The organism is Celeribacter neptunius, assembly GCF_900113955.1.
Classification (GTDB): Bacteria; Pseudomonadota; Alphaproteobacteria; order Rhodobacterales; family Rhodobacteraceae; genus Celeribacter; species Celeribacter neptunius.
Genome location: NZ_FORH01000003.1, coordinates 393870 through 410746, shown reverse-complemented (window position 1 = coordinate 410746; position 16877 = coordinate 393870). Strand labels below are relative to the sequence as shown.

The following is a 16877-nucleotide window of genomic DNA, read 5'->3' as shown; positions in this document are numbered from 1 at the left end:
CCCGTCGTTTCCGGTCGGTTTTGGGCCTGTTGGGGCCCGAGTCACCGGGTAACATGGGACAAGAAAGTGGCCACGCGGTTAACGCAACTTGGGGATTCCGTTAGAATTTTCATCAACCGCGGCGGGGGCAGGGCGCTCGTTCAGGCTCAGCCCAAGAAAATCGAAGAGCTTCGGGTCCATCATGTGAGAGGGCCGGATGTTGGTCAGGGCCTTGAACATCACCTGCCGGCGGCCGGGGCTGTTCTTTTCCCAACCGTTGAGGATTTGCTTGACCTGCTGGCGTTGCAGCCCGTCCTGCGAACCGCAGAGGTCGCAGGGGATGATCGGGTAATTCATCGCCCGGGCGAATTTCTCGCAATCCTCCTCGGCGACATGGGCCAGAGGGCGATAGACGAAGAGATCGCCCTCCTCGTTCACCAGTTTCGGCGGCATGGTGGCGAGACGCCCGCCGTGAAACAGGTTCATGAAAAAGGTTTCGAGAATGTCATCGCGGTGATGGCCCAGCACCACCGCCGAACAGCCCTCTTCGCGGGCGATGCGATAGAGGTTGCCACGACGCAGACGCGAACAGAGTGCGCAAAAGGTCCGGCCCTCGGGCACCTTGTCCATGACGATGGAATAGGTGTCCTGATACTCGATCCGGTGCGGCACCTGCATTTTCTCGAGGAATTCCGGCAGCACCGTCGCGGGAAAGCCCGGCTGACCCTGATCGAGATTGCAGGCGACAAGCTCGACCGGCAGCATGCCGCGCCATTTGAGCTCGTAGAGCGCGGCGAGCATCGTATAGCTGTCCTTGCCACCCGACAGGCAGACCAGCCATTTGGCGCCGCGCTCGATCATGCCGTATTGCTCCACCGCCTCGCGGACATTGCGGATGATCCGCTTGCGCAGCTTCTTGAACTCCGTCGTGGAGGGGGCGCCGTGGAACAGCGGATGGATATCGTCGAGATCGTCAAGCATCGGGCGTGTCCTCGGATGTTGGCTTCGCTTTCGGCGCATGTCTGTCTTGTGGCTCCGGCACCGGGTCATAGCCCATGCCGCCCAAGGGGTGACAGCGGCCAATGCGGCGGATGGTCAGCCAGGAGCCTTTGAGGCCGCCGTGTTTTTCGAGCGCTTCCATGGCATAGGCGCTACAGGTCGGTTGATAGCGGCAATTATGCCCGACGAAGGGCGAGAAGGTTCGGCGATAGGCGCGCACGGGCAGGGAGATCACGAAGGCCAGCGGTGTCATCTCTTACTCTCCTTTGTCTCTCCATGGACTTTTCTCAGGGCATATCTGAGGTCCTTGAGCAGGAGATCAAAGGCGCGCGCGCTTGTGTCGCCCTTCTTGCCGATCAGCACATAGTCCCAGCCGTCACGCCCCAATTCGGGGATCAACAGGCGCGCAGCTTCGCGCAACCGCCGTTTGGCATGGTTGCGGGCCACGGCATTGCCGACCTTCTTGGAACAGGTGTAGCCGACGCGAATGCCTTGGACGGCTTCCGCTTCCGACCGTTTGCGACCCTGCAAGAGAAAGCTCGAGGTGCCCTGGCGACGGGCGCGCGCAGCTTTCAGAAAATCCGCGCGTTTGGCGAGGGTTTCCATCTCGGGCATCTCGTCGGAATTGTCATTCGCGCATGACGAATTTCGGCATGACAAAACCGCCGACTGCGACCCTTGGGCTCCGGCCTTGGCCTTTGCTTGGGGTGCGTCCGGCGGTGTCATCGTCGTGAGCCTTTATCAGGCGTCCCTAGGCGTGGATTACGCGGACAGGGATTTACGACCGCGTGCACGGCGGGCGTTCAGAACCTTGCGGCCAGCTTTGGTTGCCATGCGGGCACGGAAGCCGTGACGGCGCTTGCGGACGAGGTTGCTCGGTTGATAGGTGCGTTTCATCGCGCCATCTCCATCGGTTGCGTTGGGGCCCAAATCCCGGGATCACCATGCCAGCGGCATGACAAAGGGATTCGAAGGCGAGTAATCGTTCGAAGCCCTGCCAATAGGAGGGTCATCGCGGCTTGTCAATTCTCATGGCGCGGAAATGCACGGAATTCTGAAACAAATTGCCCGTGAGGCCGGAAAATCCCTGACGGATCATCACTGCCACGTGAAGCCGCGTGCAAAGCGCTGGTGCTCTGGCGCAGAAGCGATCATCCTGCCTGAACGCCTGACTGGCAAGGGCAAAGGACGGGGTCGTGACAGGAAAAGACAGAGATAATGCGCCCGAGGGCCGCAGTCGCCACCATTTCTGGGTGCTGTTGATTCTGGCCGGGCTGGGGCTCGGCCTGTCGATCATGCTGCGCGAACATCTGAGTTTTGAGGCCCTGTCGGAGAATCGGGCGCAGCTTCTGGCCTATACGGAGCGCTATGCTGTGCTCTCGGTCGTTCTGTTCGTCACATGTTATACGGTGATCGTGGCGCTCTCGCTTCCCGGGGCGACGGTGGCGACGCTCACCGGTGGTTTTCTGTTCGGCACATTCCCCGGTGTGCTCTTCAATATGAGCGGTGCTATCATGGGGGCCTCCGTGCTGTTTCTGGCGGCGCGCTGGGGCTTGGGCGATTGGCTCGCCTCCAAGATCGATGCCTCCGAAGGACGCATTCACAAGATCAAACACGGGATCGACGAGAATCAATGGTCGATGCTGTTTCTCATCCGCTTCCTGCCGTTGGTGCCGTTCTTTGTCGCCAATCTGCTGCCGGCCCTGTTCGGCGTGCGGTTTTACCGGTTTTTCATCTCCACCGCGCTGGGCATCATTCCCGGGGCGCTGATCCTGACGTCGGTTGGCGCCGGGCTCGGCTCTGTGTTCGAGCGCGGCGAGGCGCCGGATCTCGGTGTGTTCTTCACCCCGCCCATTCTTTTGCCGACGCTCGGGCTTTGTCTGCTCGCGCTTTTGCCGATTCTGTGGAAGGTTTGGCGCAAGGAGGCAGCATGACGAAAGCAAAGACAGCATCCCCGAAAAGGATCAAAACCGACATCTGCGTCATTGGCGCCGGCTCTGGCGGGCTCTCGGTCGCGGCGGGGGCCGTGCAGATGGGCGCCCGGGTGGTTTTGATCGAGAAGGGCGAGATGGGGGGCGATTGCCTCAATACCGGCTGCGTGCCGTCGAAAGCCCTGCTTCATGCCGCGCAAGAAGGCCTGTCTTATCCCCATGCCATGGAACATGTGCGCAAGACGATCTCCACCATCGCGCCGCATGACAGTCAGGAACGGTTCGAGGGGCTGGGCTGTACGGTCATTCGCGCCGAGGCGCGGTTCACCTCGCCGAAGAGTGTCGAGGCGGGGGGGATCAAGATCAAAGCCCGTCGGTTTGTGATCGCCACAGGCTCGCGGCCGATGCTGCTGGATATCCCTGGCCTGTCCACTGTGCCCTATCTGACCAATGAGACGATCTGGGGGCTGACGGGCTGTCCTAGGCATCTGATCATTCTGGGCGGTGGGCCGATCGGCATGGAAATGGCGCAGGCGCATCGCCGTCTCGGCGCCGAGGTTACGGTGATCGAGGCCTTCGATGCGCTGGGCCGGGAAGACCCGGAAGCGGCCGAGCTGGTCAAAGCCACGCTGCGCGCCGAAGGGGTTGCGCTGCGCGAAGGTGTGGCCGCCGAGCGGATCAGCGGGGCGGCGGGTGCTATCCAGGTGACATTGTCGGACGGGCAGGTGGTGCAGGGCAGCCATCTGCTGGCGGCCACCGGGCGGCGGGCCAATAGCGAAGAGCTCGGGCTCGAGCATGCCGATGTCGATCGCAGCAAGAACGGCATCAAGGTGGGCGCGGATCTGCGCACGTCGAACCGCCGGATTTACGCGATCGGCGATGTGGTCTCCGGCGGGCTGCAATTCACCCATGTGGCGGGCTATCAGGCCGGGATCATCGTCCGATCCTTGCTCTTTGCCCTGCCGGCCAAGGCCCGGACGCATCATATCCCACATGCCACCTATACCGATCCGGAACTGGCACAGGTCGGGCTCACCGAGGCGGCGGCGCGCGAGAAATTCGCGGAAAAGCTCGAGGTGGTGCGCGCCGACTATACCGGCAATGACCGCGCCATTGCCACAGGCCGCGGCGGCGCCGGGTTCATCAAGCTGATGGTGGTCAAGGGCCGCCCCGTGGGCGTTACCATTGTGGGCCCTGAGGCCGGGGAGCTGATTGCATTCTGGTCGCTCATGCTGTCCTTGAAACTCAAGATGAGCAAAATCGCGGGCATGGTCGCGCCTTATCCCACATTGGCAGAACTTAACAAACGGGCGGTGAGTGCCTATTTTACCCCAAGGCTTTTCGAGAACCGGAAGGTCAAATGGGTCGTGAAAGCGGTGCAGAGGCTCGTTCCCTAGGGCGGGATCGGCGGAAGAGGTGCAATGACATTGCCGCGTTTTATCAACACGCTGACAGGGCGGTTCCTGATCCTCACCGTGATCTTCGTGATGGCGGCCGAGATCATGATTTTCGTGCCCTCCGTGGCGCGGTTCCGCGAAGACTTTCTGTTGTCGCGTCTTGAACGCGCCCAGATCGCCTCGTTGGCGCTCCTGGCCAATGATAGTCTCGACATGGATCTCGAGGACGAGCTTCTGGCCAATGCCGGCGTCTATAACGTCGTGCTCCGGCGCAACGAGATCCGCCAGCTCGTCCTGTCCTCGCCGATTCCCGATCAGGTCCATGCCACTTACGATCTGCGCGAGGCGCCTGCGTTCGAGCTGATCCGCGATGCCATGGTGACCTTGTTCGATCCGGCGGAGCGGGTGATCCGGGTGATTGGCGATCCGGTGAAACAGGCCGGGCTGTTGATCGAGGTGACCCTGCCGACCGCGCCGCTCAGAGCGGCGATGATCGATTATGGTCTGCGCATCCTGCTTCTGTCTGCGGTGATCTCGTTTTTCACCGCCTTCCTGCTGTTCCTTGCCGTGCGCGCACTGCTGGTGCGCCCGATCAAGCGTGTCGTGGGGGCGATGACCTCTTATGCCCAGGCCCCCGAGGATGCCCGCCGGATCATCGAGCCTTCGGCCAAGGTCGCGGAACTGCGCGAAGCGGAAGCCGCGCTCAAGGCGATGGAAACCGAGCTCACCGCCTCCCTGCGGCAGAAAGAGCGTCTGGCCCAGCTTGGTGGTGCGGTGGCGAAGGTCTCGCATGACCTGCGCAACATCCTGACCACGGCGCAGCTGTTCACCGACCGGCTGGAAATGTCACAGGACCCGGCGGTGACCCGGTCTGCGCCGAAACTCGTCAATTCGATCCAGCGCGCGGTGAACCTCTGTGAGACCACCTTGGCCTTCGGCAAGGCCGAGGAGCCGGCGCCGACGCTCACCGGAGTGCGTCTGGCCGAGCTGGTGGCCGAGGTGATCGAGGGTGAGCGACTTTCCATCGATGACTTCGATCTGTCCTTCTCCGAAGATATTCCCGCCACCATGGTGCTGCGCGCCGATCCGGAACAATTGCACCGGGTGCTGTCGAATCTGGTGCGCAATGCCCGTCAGGCGATCATGGCCACCGGAAAATGCGGTGAAATTTCCGTCGCGGGGCGTGAGGATGAAGAGGAATGGGTGCTCTCGGTGACCGATACGGGGCCGGGCCTGCCGCCGAAAGCGCGCGAATACCTGTTCCAGCCGTTCCAGGGCGGCACCCGCAAGGGCGGTTTCGGTCTCGGCCTGGCGATTGCCGCCGAACTGGTGCGCGGCCATGGCGGCCAGCTGGTGCTCGAACGTACGGATGACAGCGGAACCTCTTTTGCCATTCACCTGCCGAAAGGCTACGCCGCATCGGCGGCTGCCCCTTCCGGACGCGCATCGAATGCGGCTGCGGCGGAATAAATTCGTGCCGCGTGCGAAGTTTTTCAAAAAAATGACAATGGCCTCTTGCGCCCCCTGACGACTCTCTGTAAATCGCCCCTACCCCGCGCGCTGGTAGCTCAGTTGGATAGAGTACTTGACTACGAATCAAGGGGTCGGGGGTTCGAATCCTCCCCAGCGCGCCATTGCTCTCCAAGTTCTTAAATAATATCAGTGACTTAGAGACTTTTGGGTTGCCTGTGAGGTGACACAAAGGGATACACACGTGTCACTAATACTATTCGAGATGGGAGCCTTCCGTTTGGAAGCTAAGTATCTTCAGAACCGCAAAGGCGTCTGGTATTTCCGAAGAAGAATTCCCGACGATGTGCGCACTCTCTATCCAGAAAGACGAGACGTCCTATTCTTTTCTCTGAAAACACGCTCTCAGGCTGAGGCCGCAAGACGGGCTCATGAGCACGCATTACGCCAAGATGCTTTATGGAAAGCTCGTCGCGGTGACGTAAACCTCTTAGGACCAGAGGAGCGTCAAGCAGCATATGCATTTTTGGAGGCGTACGGTCTAAACCCCGGGGATAGGGTTCAATACGATGCAGCCGGTATTTGGCCGGATGAGTTCATGGATGAAATTAAGTTCCTCTGCCGGGAAACGGGCCAATATGGTGAGCCTGCATATGTTCGGGAGCGCACTCCGGGGTATGTAAACCTCGCTTACGACCTGTTCCTTGGTGAGAAGTTGTCGCCATTGTTCTCCGAGGCAGTCAGTCAATACCAAGCAGCGAAGAGAGAAGACCCCAAGTCGAAGAAGGGAAAAGCACGCTGGAATGCGGTAAACCGGTTTTTTGCCTATTCAGCAGATAGGCCGGTTGATCGGTATGAGCGTGAAGAGGCAAATGGCTTTGTTCGAAAATTGCTCGATGATGGGAATAAGGTCGCCACAGTGAAGCGCTATTTGAACTACCTCACTCCGGTGTTACGCTATGCGTTCGCTGAAAATGGGCTTCCGGGTCCACACGTTTTCGAAAATATTGTTCTGCCAAAGAGCGACTCAGTCGTTCGGGAGCCATTTACAATCAATGAGATATCCCAATTGCAAAAAATTTGCATTGAAAGGGATGACTCATTGCGCTGGGCGGTTGCACTCATCTCGGATACTGGCCTTCGGCTTGGGGAAGCGATTGGCCTGAAAGTCACCGACTTTTCTTTGGGTGAGGTTCCTTACGTTTCCATCCGAGAAAGTGACGTTCGCGACCTGAAGACGGCTCGATCAACGAGAGAGGTGCCTTTGGTTGGTGCTGCGCTTTGGGCTGCCCAGCGCATAGTTGCAAATACCAAGTCAGAATACGTCTGGCCCAAGTACGCGGTACCGGGGGACTTCAAGGCAACAAGCGCCTCAAATGCGATTGCTAAGTGGGTCAGAGCTCAGGGCATTGATAAAACGATGCATAGCCTCCGGCATTCAATCCGTGACCGCCTCAGAGATGTGAATGCACCGGAAGAGATCATTGATCAGGTTGGTGGCTGGTCTGCTCGATCTGCGGGGCAGAGATATGGACGAGGGGCATCGCTCTCTGTGAAAGCAGAGTGGCTGGAGAAAATTGTCCTCGACACCAGAGATTAAGGCTTGAGGGACGTTCGAAGCTTTCTCGACGTTGCAAGCACACGATGACAAAATACAAGGGAAACCGAATTGCTTCTCAAAGGCAGCGACTTTGATAAATCTATTCTCAACGCCGCCGAGATGGCGACGCTCAGACATTACCCCTCATCCAATGCGGCGAACGCCTTTGTGAATCGCCTCTATGAATTGACCATTGAACATCAGCTTAAGACCCAGACTCGCAAACGACGCCCGAAACAAAAGGACATCCCTTCGATCAAGGCAACCATTGGGGCATTTGCAGCGGACCTTCTACTCCATTCCCAGAAGAACGGGGCCGAAGGCTTCATGTATCGGCCCTCTGACCCTGAGGCGCTGAAAGAGACGCTTGCAACCCATGACAACTTCCAAATGGTCATCGCGACATGGCCTGAAATGGATTTGGTGGACAGGATCAAAGGCAGCCAAAAACCATCGACTTGGGAAGGCCAGAGAATCCAAGGGATTAATGAAGTCGGCTATGCCAGTCGCTATAGGGCAACCCAGCAATTCTTCGAGATCGCAAAAGAACACAGGATTTCCCTTGAAGACGATGAAAACCATTTTTCGGAGGACATTGGCCGTAGTCCCTCTGTACGCCTCAAAGGGGAAATGGTTGGCAAAGGGCGGAATGGGCGCAGCCAGCACTTGCCGCCTGAAAAGTCGCTTCTAAACACGCCTGCCTATCTGGCTGAGTGCCAACGAATAGATAAGTTGAATGCTGCACTCGCTGAATATGAATTTTCTCTGACCACAAAACCAAGAATCCAAAGGCATTTCAGCAATGCTATTTCAAAGACATACTCCTTTGATCAAGAGGGCAGGCTTTATGCGGCCTCTGGGCACAATTGGCTAAACATGCACAAATCAGAACGCAGCCAAATTCGGATCGACGGGGAAGAAACTGTCGAAGTCGATGTTCGGGCAAGTCATCTGTTCATCTGGTACGCGATGAATGGGCGTGAGTTGAAGCACGAAGTTGATCCCTATGCCTCAAAGAGAATTCCCCGTGCAGCCATGAAACAGGCTGTTGTTATGATCTTTGGCAGCTCGACAGTCCCAAGTCGCTGGCCTCGAGGAAACAAAGAGAAATTCCTGAAAAAGGAGGGCTTCCCGCTCCAATTCTCTTTCAATCAGGTTCTCGATGAAGTTCTGAAGCTTCATCCTATACTTGAGAGGGCATTTACTCGCCCCCAATGGGCATCTCTTCAGTACGAGGAGTCGGAGTGCATACTTGACGCCATGGAAAGGCTCATCTTCGAACTTGAATGCCCATCACTCCCCATCCACGATAGCTTGATCGTAAAGAAGAGGCAGGCAGAGACAGCAAAATTCGCCATTGCTCGAAGCTATATGCAGAGGTTTGGATTTGCTCCGGTCGTGAGGGAGAGTTCTCCCTTAGACCAGTCTAAAGCAGCCTAGGGGTACCCCTATCCCTAGGTATATCTTTATAGGAGGGGGTATAGGCCTACATGGTTTGGGGCAACTCCAAGTCTCCTTAGGTACTCTCCAACAACTTAACACGATACTATTAGGCGTAAGAGGGGCGGTTTTGCTTGGCAAACGCAAGCGTAACTCTCGGCCCAAAGCGGACATCGGCTGGATGAGCAGTGGCTGCCGCATATGGTGCAGCGGTTGGTGTTGCGTCCGGATATGTTGCTGATCAGATCTGGGGCGATGGCTGCTACACTTGGGGAGAAGCTGCAACCGATGCTCTGGTGGGAGTCGTGTTTTCTGGCGCAGGCTTCGCGGCGACGACATGGCGCCGGGCTGGGACAGAGTTTTCACATGCCATTCCGTGGCGCGCATATAAGACAAGAAGTTGGGCTAAAGCCTTTGAAAAATCCCCATTCCGCAAGCTAAATGGGAACTATGTTACCCCGAGGACTCACGCTATGACCGACTACTACCGCCGCATTAAAGGGGTGAAAGCAGCTGACATGTGGCCTGCTCCTGTTCGCTCGGTAGTACGGACACCCGGCTGGGTGACTGGTGGTGCCGTTGGCGGCGCTGTGAATGTCGCCACAGGTAAGAATTGAATCACTTCATGTCGCACAACTCTGATTTCCAACGCGATTTCATATATCCGCTGTTCTGGATCGAACTTCCTGAGCGAAAAGAATTCTCGACCATGGACGTTGTCTATCGACGGTCTGGGTTCACGACGTTGTTCAGGTTGCCGAGCAAGGCGAAGTTCAGCACCGGCTTGCTCTTCGACGCTGGTGGTCGATGCTTTTGCTATGACGGCGAGAGGGGCCCTTGTCGTCTGAAAACCACTTCAATCATCAAGGTGATTTTGGAGAGCCTGGTCTTGCCGTCATTGCTTTTTTGGCCTTTATCTTCCGTCGTTTACTACGGTCCGAATATCCAGTCTTGCGAAGAGCTTTCGCTGGGAGATTTTAAGCAAAAGATAATGCAGGCAATCCTGTCGCACAAAAGTAACAAAGACGCCGATCGGGAAATTGACCTCCCCCCGTGTCAGGATTTCAGAGCTGTCATCGAAGCTATTGAGCACTGGCGCTATTTCGGTGGCAAGCGCGACGAGGATGGCCATTTGCTTGGGCGCGCCGATTGCGGTGCTTGAGGGTGACAATATTTATTTCGTGCGCTCGGATCACATTGGTCGGCCGGTGCTCGCCGCCGATGAGGCGGGCACCACGGTGTGGACGGCGTCCTGGCTGCCGTTTGGCGGTGTGCATGTGGAAAACGGCGTGATCGACGCGCGGTTTCCGGGACAATGGTTCCAGGCCGAAAGCGGCTTGCACCAGAACTGGATGCGGGACTACGATCCGACGACGGGGCGGTATATCGAGGCCGATCCGTTGGGGTTGGTCGATGGGCCGAGTGTGTATAATTACGCGAGTTCCAATCCTATGCGCTACAACCGAACGGTTCGCGGCGAATGGCTGGGGCAGTTCATTTTTGAAACCATCGAGGAGGCACAGGACCAGGCAACCGAATGGCTCTGGACTTACAATAACGAGCGACCCAACATGGGCATCGGCGGAATGACACCCGCCATGAAACTGAAAGCAGCCGCGTGATTTCTACGGCTGGGCCCCATTAAAAATGGGGGGATTACCCTGTCACCGCCGCCTCTTGGCCGAATACCTCGACCAAAAATGGGCAATGTCGAAATCATCCATCTCTGAAATTGATCCGAACTGAAGGTTCAGGAACGAGTAGCTCTCTCAAGAGTTTGCTCTCTCTGAGGCAGCCAGTGCCTATTTAACAAGTCGCAGAGCTGGACGATTGCCACCCCCGCTCACTTCGGCCCTATCTGCTTGAGGCAAAATCCCCGAAAGCAGCATTTCGACTTCACCAACAGGCAGAGCCAAATCGTCCGCAATGTGCCGGAGATTTTTGCGATCAGACCACAGCTCGGACAGCACCATCTTCCAGAGGACAGAGCTTTCTCGGGGGATGCCCTCTGGTTCCCCGCTGCGGTATCCCCGCTTGCCAAGCTCGATGCAGATCGACCGGTATTGCCACTCTGTCAGCATCGGTCGTTGGAAATGGTGGACGCGATAGGCGAGGGCCATTGCTGAAACCCTCCAACGCCTTTTGGCCTTGATGATGACATCTGCTGTAATGAAGCGAGGCAGGCGTAAACGCACGTCTTCCTCTGGCATCAAGAACGCCGCCGCAAATCTGTTTGCCTCTACCTCAACATTTCGAGAGTCTTCGAAAGGATTTGGCTCCTTGCTGTTTTTCGCTCCAACGGGCGTTGTGCCATGCTTGTGTAAAACAAGGTGGCCCAGTTCATGTGCCGCGTCGAAGATACTGCGTTCCGCTGACTTATACGAGTTCAAGAAGACATAGGCGCGCCCGTCTTCCCAGAAGGAGAATGCATCAACGTTCGCGGTGTTCTCCTCCAAGCCCAGAACGCGAATTCCCTTCGCCTCAAGCAGCTTGAGGAGGTTTGGGATAGGCTCATACCCGAGACCCCAATGTTGCCGCAAGGCTTCTGCAGCTGTCTCAGGTGTAAGTTCGGGATCAAATGGAGGAAGATCAAGATCAGGAAGGTTGAAGTGGCCGTCGAGCCACGAATAGACTTCCACACCAATTTCTCCCGCCGACAATGCCGCGTCGCGTTCCTTGGCGCTCATGCTCTTTAGGCTTCGGAAGCTTACGACTTCCTTGGTTAGCGCAGATTGATCCTCTTGGTAGAAAAAAACAGTCGGGTAACCGAGAGCTTCCGCCAACTTCTCCACTGTTTCAGGAACAGCCTCATTTTGGCCGTTCTCCAAACGGGTTATCGTGACAGGTGATACTCCTGCTTCCTGGGCGAGACCTTTTGCCGTCAGCCTGCGCCGTTTCCTGGCCAGGCTGAGCCTTTTGCTGCTGAACATAGTAGTTTCACGTTATTTCCGGGTCACGACGAAATCCAGATCGGAATCGTCTGCGGGTTCATCAACGCCAAATTCGACTTCGTCAAGGTCAGAGCCATCGATCAGGAAAATCCGTTCGATGCAGCGCAAAAAGTTTCCGCCTGCCTTCACGATGGGAAGGCTGAGTTCCATGGCCCCGTTTTGATCAACCATGAGATAGTAGGTTTTGTAGTCCCCCCGAAACTTGATCACCGAGTCAGGCAAATCAATTCCTGCACTTTCAAAGAGATCACCGCTCGCAACGCGCTCAGAGCCTGCTCCTTTGCGAGAGCGGGCTTGGGGGTCACGTTCTCCGCAGGCCTCGAATACGTTCGCAAAAAGCACCCTGTGCTTCAGCTCATCGTTGCAGATGCCCTCGACACCTTCACGACGGAAAACGCGCCAATTGTCATCAATATTCTCTGCGCGAAGCCCCTTCACACCGTCAGCGTAGGATAGGAAGCCAGCGGTGTTCGAAGGGTGCAGCGGCGAAGCGCTCGCCCGACCCGCCAAAGCATGGTGTCCGGCTGCGATCAGTCGATCACACTCCAGCTGTAGTTCAGAAAGACGTTGATCCCGCTCAACAGGATTGCTGATAGTCTGGCGGCGAAGTGATTCCATACTCGTTGACCTTGTTAATTTTTTCCCTCTCATTTGTGGGGCAAAAAATTAGCAAGGTCAAGCGCAGAAACACCAGACGGAATGAACGGCGCGTTCGGTAGTCCAATTAACTCCGCAAAGTCTGCTCTCTGCGCTTCGCTGACATCAGAACATGGTGCAGCGAATGTCCGGTTTCCGCCCTAAGTCGTCAATCGAGCCACAAACCGTCGATTTCAAAGAACAATAATAAGCAATAATAAACCCCCTCTTTTTTGAAGTGCCTTTCAAACACCCCCGCCCCCCTTTGAATGCCAAAAAACTTCGTGATCTCTTGGCTTTACATCTCTGCCAATAGACCTTGGTCCCGTGTCATGCCCAGCGCATGGTGCGATAGCCGGACTATGGAGTGGTCTCCGCCTTTTGGCAGACGCTCTGTCACAATCTCATAGACATCATTGGCAGATTAGGAGGGCAGTCATGCTCATCGGCTACGCACGTACATCGACATTGGAACAGATCGCAGGCTTGGAGGCTCAGAGAGAGTCACTGAGGGCCATTGGGTGCGAAAGGATATGGGAGGAGCAAACAAGCTCTGTAGGCCGCCGTACGGGCCTCTCTGAGGCTCTGGAGTACCTTCGAGAAGGCGACGCCCTGATCGTCACGAAGCTGGATCGTCTGGCCAGATCGGTGAGGCACCTTGGAGAAATCGTAGAGGCCTTGGAAGCAAAGAACGTCGGACTACGCATTCTCGATCTCGGACTGGATACTTCCAACGCCACTGGGAAGCTCATGCTCAACGTCTTGGGCTCTGTGGCTCAGTTCGAGCGAGAGATGATGCTGGAACGTCAGAAGGAGGGGATCGTTAAGGCCAAGCGGGAGGGGAAGTACAAAGGACGCGCCCCAACCGCCCAGCGCATGGCCCCAGAGGTCCACAGGATGCTCTCAGAGGGGATGACCAAGCGAGCTATCGCAAAAGCACTGGGCATCTCTGAGAGGTCTGTTTATCGGGTTACCAAGTCTGCACAAACTTAAGAGACAAGAGAGGCGGCATCGCCAAAGAGCCCGCCGCCTCTCCTTTCGGCTACTACTCCAACAACTCTGATGGATAGACAATATTTCCAGCACGTTCGGTGAGTTGGATGTAACAAGAACCTTCTGCCGGCTGGCGTAGTTTGCCCATCAACTTCTCTCGCAAATCCATTGGCACCTTCTTCGGATCACAGTCCGGGACTTCAAAGACCTGCCAACCTCTGCCGACCATACATCGAGCGTAATACTCATTCCGGAGGTTCTTGTTCGCATCATATGTGTAGGTGTCGCCCCCATATGTTTGACCACCGGTCGTATTGCATTGCACGGTATAGCCGACTTTGTAGCAGTTCGTGTATTGTGGCGTTGTATACATTGGCGTTGTTGCCACTCGCAGAGCTTGAGGCACCGATCTTTCTGCCGCCAAATCGCATTCAAAATCATCGTTGTGCGCCCGAGACACATCGGCTCTCGAATTGTAAAGGTAGTAACTGGTGGTTGGCACACAGGCACCAAGCACAAGCAGCGCCCCAGTAAGGAGCCCCGCTCGCAATTTGAATGACATAATTAATCCCCCGAAAAATTCTAATAGTCCGAAACGCCTTCAACTCGACGCATGACCAGATAAATGCAAAGATCAATTTAGAGCAACCGAGTTCCGCGTTGCACATGCTTGCAAATCTCTAAATTTCGAACTTAGCCGAAAGCTCGATAGTGACATGAATTCAATATATTGCGCCATTCGCCGCGCCGCGTTAATTCTCATCGTTTCAATTTCGAGCGCCTTTTCCGCCCCTGAAGACGAAGTATTCCAACCATTCGAAGCGGGAAGGTATTCAACCAGCGAGTTGCGGTTAATTCAACTCGGCCTCACGCTCGACGGGTATTACAACGGGCTATTGGACGGCGCTTGGGGTCAGCGATCTTTTCGCGCTCTGTCTCAATATGCCAACAAGGAATTCGACAGCGAGCCGTTCGAATTTCATGCCGTAACATTGTCCCTTGAGGCGCTCGATTTTATGCTTGAAGGGGGATGGGAAATGACCTTCCAAGAACCCCTTGGCTTCTCGATGCTGTGGTCCACCCAATTGGTCGAAGGGCGACACTCGGAGAACTTCCTGAACTACTCCCTAATTGGAAGCTCACTTGGAATTTCTGTTCATTTTGGCGATGTGAATAGCACCCGAGACCTTCATCAATATGTCGAAAATTTCTCGGCGGTTCGCGGCGACGCATACAAGGTTCGTAAGAACAATCTAGTCATAACCTCTGCAACAAACTCTCAGGGCAAATCTCTATATGCGAGGACCAATTTGGTCGACGGGGTTTGGGGGACACTCATGATTTCAGCAGAGTCATATGACAAGGAACTGCTTGCCGCATTGACTGCAAGCATCACCACTGATCGCTATGCCTCCCTACGCATCCCAGAGAATGGCAGATTGCTGAACGTGGCAGGCAAAGTTGGACAATTACTTGCTTCAGTCCCCCCGGAAACTTCTGACCAAGAGAGCCAGAAACCAAACGGAAGCGATAGGACCAGTTCAGGCTCGGGCTTTTATGTTTCTGAGTTTGGTCATGTCCTCACCAACGCCCACGTGGTAAAAGAATGCAAGGCTCTGAAGGTCGATGGTGAGGACGCAAGTCTTGTTGAGCAATCTCAGAATTTCGACTTGGCCCTTCTAAAGGTAAATACAGAACCAAAAGCCATAGCCACGTTCAGCCCAACGGTAGCCAAATTGAATCAAGACATCACTGTCGTTGGCTACCCTTTGTCAGGCTTGCTCGGAGGCATCAACGTTACCAGAGGTGCAATCTCTTCCATGACCGGCCTCGGAGGAGATGAAACGACCATGCAAATCTCCGCTCCTGTTCAGCCCGGGAATTCGGGAGGGCCAGTCTTGTCGTCAGAAGGGGTGGTTGTTGGTGTTGTTGTGTCAAAACTCGACGCTGCAGCTGTGCAAGAAGTCATTGGAGACATTCCTCAAAACATCAACTTTGCAATTCGCGGAAGCGCTGCAAAACTCTTCCTTTCCCTCAACGGGGTGGAGCCCGTCATTTCAGATACATCTTCTGCGATGAACGGCCCCCAACTTGCTGAAGAAGCGCAAACGTTTACTGTTCAGATCGAATGCAACTGATGCCTTGAAGGTCATCAAGGGGGCCAAGGCACAGCGACGCCGGAAGGAATAAGGCGTAAGCCCCAAAGCAGGTCTATTCGCAGCCTATTCCATCATTGTCACGGTCTAAACCGTAGACATCTCTCCCCACGACACGGACGGGCCCTTGCACGTAGGCCGGACCATTCCCTCTACCTCCAGCGCAATCCACATCGCTAGCAATGGGCACGCATGCGCCTTTGTAGTTGGGGTGACATTTGGGACTGCTGCTAGATGTCGCGAACCTTACACTTGCTTTCGGTTTGCTCGAACTCAGGTACTTGCCAGACATCCAGCCAACCTGCCCTTTGAATGAGAGCTTCACCCAACCGTTGCTTCGATCAATTTCGTGAACAACCTGTCCTCGGCTAAGTTGGCCTATCTTTCGATAAGTGGTGCTTGGCCCCTCTCTGACATTGACAGAATTGCCAGTCACATAAAGGGAACGCTGAGTCTGGATGGGAGACGCTGCGCTTGCGTCTGAAGGAGCCACTGCGTGATCGGACGAACCACTGCCATCGCCACCGATGACCCCAAGTCCAACGAAGCCCGCGAATGCGAGCATGCTCCACCCTTTCAAACTCATCGAAAAATCACTTCGTCCACCACCGCTGCCAGTCTGAGACGGACAAGAACAGAACGTCAAGGCAAACCTTAACCAACCATGGGACGAAGAGACGGACAGCAAGTCTTGGAAAGACCAACAATTGTGGAGCAAGCACCCTCATAAAACCTTACGAAGTGAAGAGGTGCCTTTTCAAAACAGACATGTATGGAATGATCAGACAGGATCTGCAATAAATCGATAAAAAACAATTGGTTAAGTGACAATTTTAAGAATCGCGGAGGAGGTGGAATTCTGTGACGTCTTAGGCAGATATCTTTGCACATTTAGGTGACACAAATGGGGACACGGGGTAAACTTTCCATCTTTACTTATTGTTTTATTTCAATATGTTGGCCGTGTTCTTCATGTTAATCTTCGCCTCCCCAGCGCGCCATTACTCTCCAAGTTGAACGTCAGACGAAAACGACCTGATCGTCAGGTTTGTGACCCAATCTCATGTTTTGGTGAAGAAGTGACAGTGGTGCACTTCCTTTGGTGGGGGGCGTTGCCGGGACAAAAGAGAGGTCGTCGGATCAGATGAAGATCAACTTCTCCCCTCTTGCGGACCTCTCGTCTGGCCGAGCGATGTTTGGGCCATGGGCTTTGTTCACCACCAGCTCGCTTCGGGCAAGAAGCTGCCTATTCTGACTGTCGTCGACACGCACACTCGGCTCCTTGTCCTCAGGCCTCTTCGGTTGATGCCGATACACAGGCGGAT

The 16877-nt window shown here is 55.5% G+C and carries 17 protein-coding genes, 1 tRNA gene and 3 pseudogenes; 13 read left to right on the top strand and 8 right to left on the bottom strand.

Annotated elements, in window-relative coordinates; genetic code table 11:
• Positions 1 to 78 precede the first annotated feature (78 nt).
• Genes ttcA through rpmH form a run of 4 tightly spaced genes read right to left on the bottom strand, consistent with a single transcriptional unit; the run spans position 79 to position 1875 of the window.
• Positions 79 to 960, bottom strand: a complete 882-nt coding sequence (gene ttcA / locus BM151_RS10725; RefSeq protein ID WP_090060689.1) for a tRNA 2-thiocytidine(32) synthetase TtcA — start codon at positions 958 to 960, stop codon at positions 79 to 81.
• Positions 953 to 1231 (bottom strand): membrane protein insertion efficiency factor YidD, encoded by a 279-nt coding sequence (gene yidD, locus BM151_RS10720; RefSeq protein WP_090060688.1) that lies wholly within the window; start codon positions 1229 to 1231, stop codon positions 953 to 955. Before yidD ends, ttcA begins: the two co-directional genes overlap by 8 nt.
• Complete coding sequence (gene rnpA / locus BM151_RS10715) at positions 1228 to 1704, bottom strand: ribonuclease P protein component (protein ID WP_090060687.1); 477 nt, start codon at positions 1702 to 1704, stop codon at positions 1228 to 1230. The genes yidD and rnpA overlap by 4 nt, the downstream gene beginning before the upstream one ends.
• Positions 1705 to 1740: 36 nt before the next feature.
• Positions 1741 to 1875: a 50S ribosomal protein L34 gene (gene rpmH / locus BM151_RS10710; protein ID WP_043868490.1), complete on the bottom strand. Its 135-nt coding sequence runs from the start codon at positions 1873 to 1875 to the stop codon at positions 1741 to 1743.
• A 299-nt stretch (positions 1876 to 2174) separates the two neighbouring features.
• Here rpmH and BM151_RS10705 point away from each other — a divergent pair, with 299 nt between their 5' ends.
• From BM151_RS10705 to BM151_RS21845, 10 genes and pseudogenes are all read left to right on the top strand, one after another.
• Complete coding sequence (locus BM151_RS10705; RefSeq protein WP_245781177.1) at positions 2175 to 2912, top strand: TVP38/TMEM64 family protein; 738 nt, start codon at positions 2175 to 2177, stop codon at positions 2910 to 2912.
• Positions 2909 to 4306, top strand: a complete 1398-nt coding sequence (locus BM151_RS10700; RefSeq protein ID WP_090060686.1) for a dihydrolipoyl dehydrogenase family protein — start codon at positions 2909 to 2911, stop codon at positions 4304 to 4306. The genes BM151_RS10705 and BM151_RS10700 overlap by 4 nt, the downstream gene beginning before the upstream one ends.
• A gap of 24 nt (positions 4307 to 4330) precedes the next feature.
• Positions 4331 to 5776: a sensor histidine kinase gene (locus tag BM151_RS10695; RefSeq protein ID WP_090060685.1), complete on the top strand. Its 1446-nt coding sequence runs from the start codon at positions 4331 to 4333 to the stop codon at positions 5774 to 5776.
• Between the two features lie 87 nt (positions 5777 to 5863).
• Positions 5864 to 5940, top strand: a tRNA-Arg gene (locus BM151_RS10690).
• A gap of 80 nt (positions 5941 to 6020) precedes the next feature.
• Positions 6021 to 7376: a DUF6538 domain-containing protein gene (locus BM151_RS10685; RefSeq protein WP_177213099.1), complete on the top strand. Its 1356-nt coding sequence runs from the start codon at positions 6021 to 6023 to the stop codon at positions 7374 to 7376.
• A 69-nt stretch (positions 7377 to 7445) separates the two neighbouring features.
• A complete protein-coding gene (locus BM151_RS10680) occupies positions 7446 to 8816 on the top strand; it encodes a hypothetical protein (RefSeq protein ID WP_090060683.1) in 1371 nt (456 codons plus the stop codon).
• Positions 8817 to 9289: 473 nt separating this feature from the next.
• Complete coding sequence (locus BM151_RS21630) at positions 9290 to 9433, top strand: hypothetical protein (RefSeq protein ID WP_177213098.1); 144 nt, start codon at positions 9290 to 9292, stop codon at positions 9431 to 9433.
• 8 nt (positions 9434 to 9441) lie between these two features.
• The gene (locus tag BM151_RS10675) at positions 9442 to 9978 is read left to right on the top strand and encodes a hypothetical protein (RefSeq protein ID WP_090060682.1); all 537 of its coding nucleotides are present in this window, start codon (positions 9442 to 9444) and stop codon (positions 9976 to 9978) included.
• A pseudogene (locus tag BM151_RS21850) lies at positions 9941 to 10264 on the top strand (RHS repeat-associated core domain-containing protein); the annotation flags it as partial. The gene BM151_RS10675 and the pseudogene BM151_RS21850, both read left to right, overlap by 38 nt.
• A gap of 6 nt (positions 10265 to 10270) precedes the next feature.
• Positions 10271 to 10438, top strand: a pseudogene (locus BM151_RS21845) (integrase core domain-containing protein); the annotation flags it as partial.
• Between the two features lie 180 nt (positions 10439 to 10618).
• Here BM151_RS21845 and BM151_RS10665 read toward each other — a convergent pair.
• On the bottom strand, positions 10619 to 11746 hold the full coding sequence (locus BM151_RS10665) for a helix-turn-helix domain-containing protein (RefSeq protein WP_090060681.1): 1128 nt from the start codon (positions 11744 to 11746) through the stop codon (positions 10619 to 10621).
• A gap of 12 nt (positions 11747 to 11758) precedes the next feature.
• Positions 11759 to 12385, bottom strand: a complete 627-nt coding sequence (locus BM151_RS10660; RefSeq protein ID WP_090060680.1) for a hypothetical protein — start codon at positions 12383 to 12385, stop codon at positions 11759 to 11761.
• 456 nt (positions 12386 to 12841) lie between these two features.
• Between BM151_RS10660 and BM151_RS10655 the strand changes: the two genes are divergently transcribed.
• The gene (locus BM151_RS10655; protein ID WP_090060679.1) at positions 12842 to 13396 is read left to right on the top strand and encodes a recombinase family protein; all 555 of its coding nucleotides are present in this window, start codon (positions 12842 to 12844) and stop codon (positions 13394 to 13396) included.
• Positions 13397 to 13448: 52 nt separating this feature from the next.
• On the opposite strand, the gene BM151_RS10650 is transcribed toward BM151_RS10655, so the two are convergent.
• Entirely contained in the window at positions 13449 to 13958 is a 510-nt protein-coding gene (locus tag BM151_RS10650; RefSeq protein WP_090060678.1) for a hypothetical protein, read from the bottom strand.
• A 154-nt stretch (positions 13959 to 14112) separates the two neighbouring features.
• On the opposite strand from BM151_RS10650, the gene BM151_RS10645 reads away from it, so the two are divergent.
• Positions 14113 to 15534 carry a S1 family peptidase gene (locus tag BM151_RS10645; RefSeq protein ID WP_090060677.1) on the top strand — a complete coding sequence of 474 codons (1422 nt, stop codon included), beginning with the start codon at positions 14113 to 14115 and terminating at the stop codon, positions 15532 to 15534.
• 73 nt (positions 15535 to 15607) lie between these two features.
• Here BM151_RS10645 and BM151_RS22020 read toward each other — a convergent pair whose 3' ends face one another.
• Complete coding sequence (locus BM151_RS22020) at positions 15608 to 16117, bottom strand: SH3 domain-containing protein (protein ID WP_425429546.1); 510 nt, start codon at positions 16115 to 16117, stop codon at positions 15608 to 15610.
• Between the two features lie 614 nt (positions 16118 to 16731).
• On the opposite strand from BM151_RS22020, the pseudogene BM151_RS21840 reads away from it, so the two are divergent.
• Positions 16732 to 16848 (top strand): annotated as a pseudogene (locus BM151_RS21840) (IS3 family transposase); the annotation flags it as partial.
• Positions 16849 to 16877: the final 29 nt, after the last annotated feature.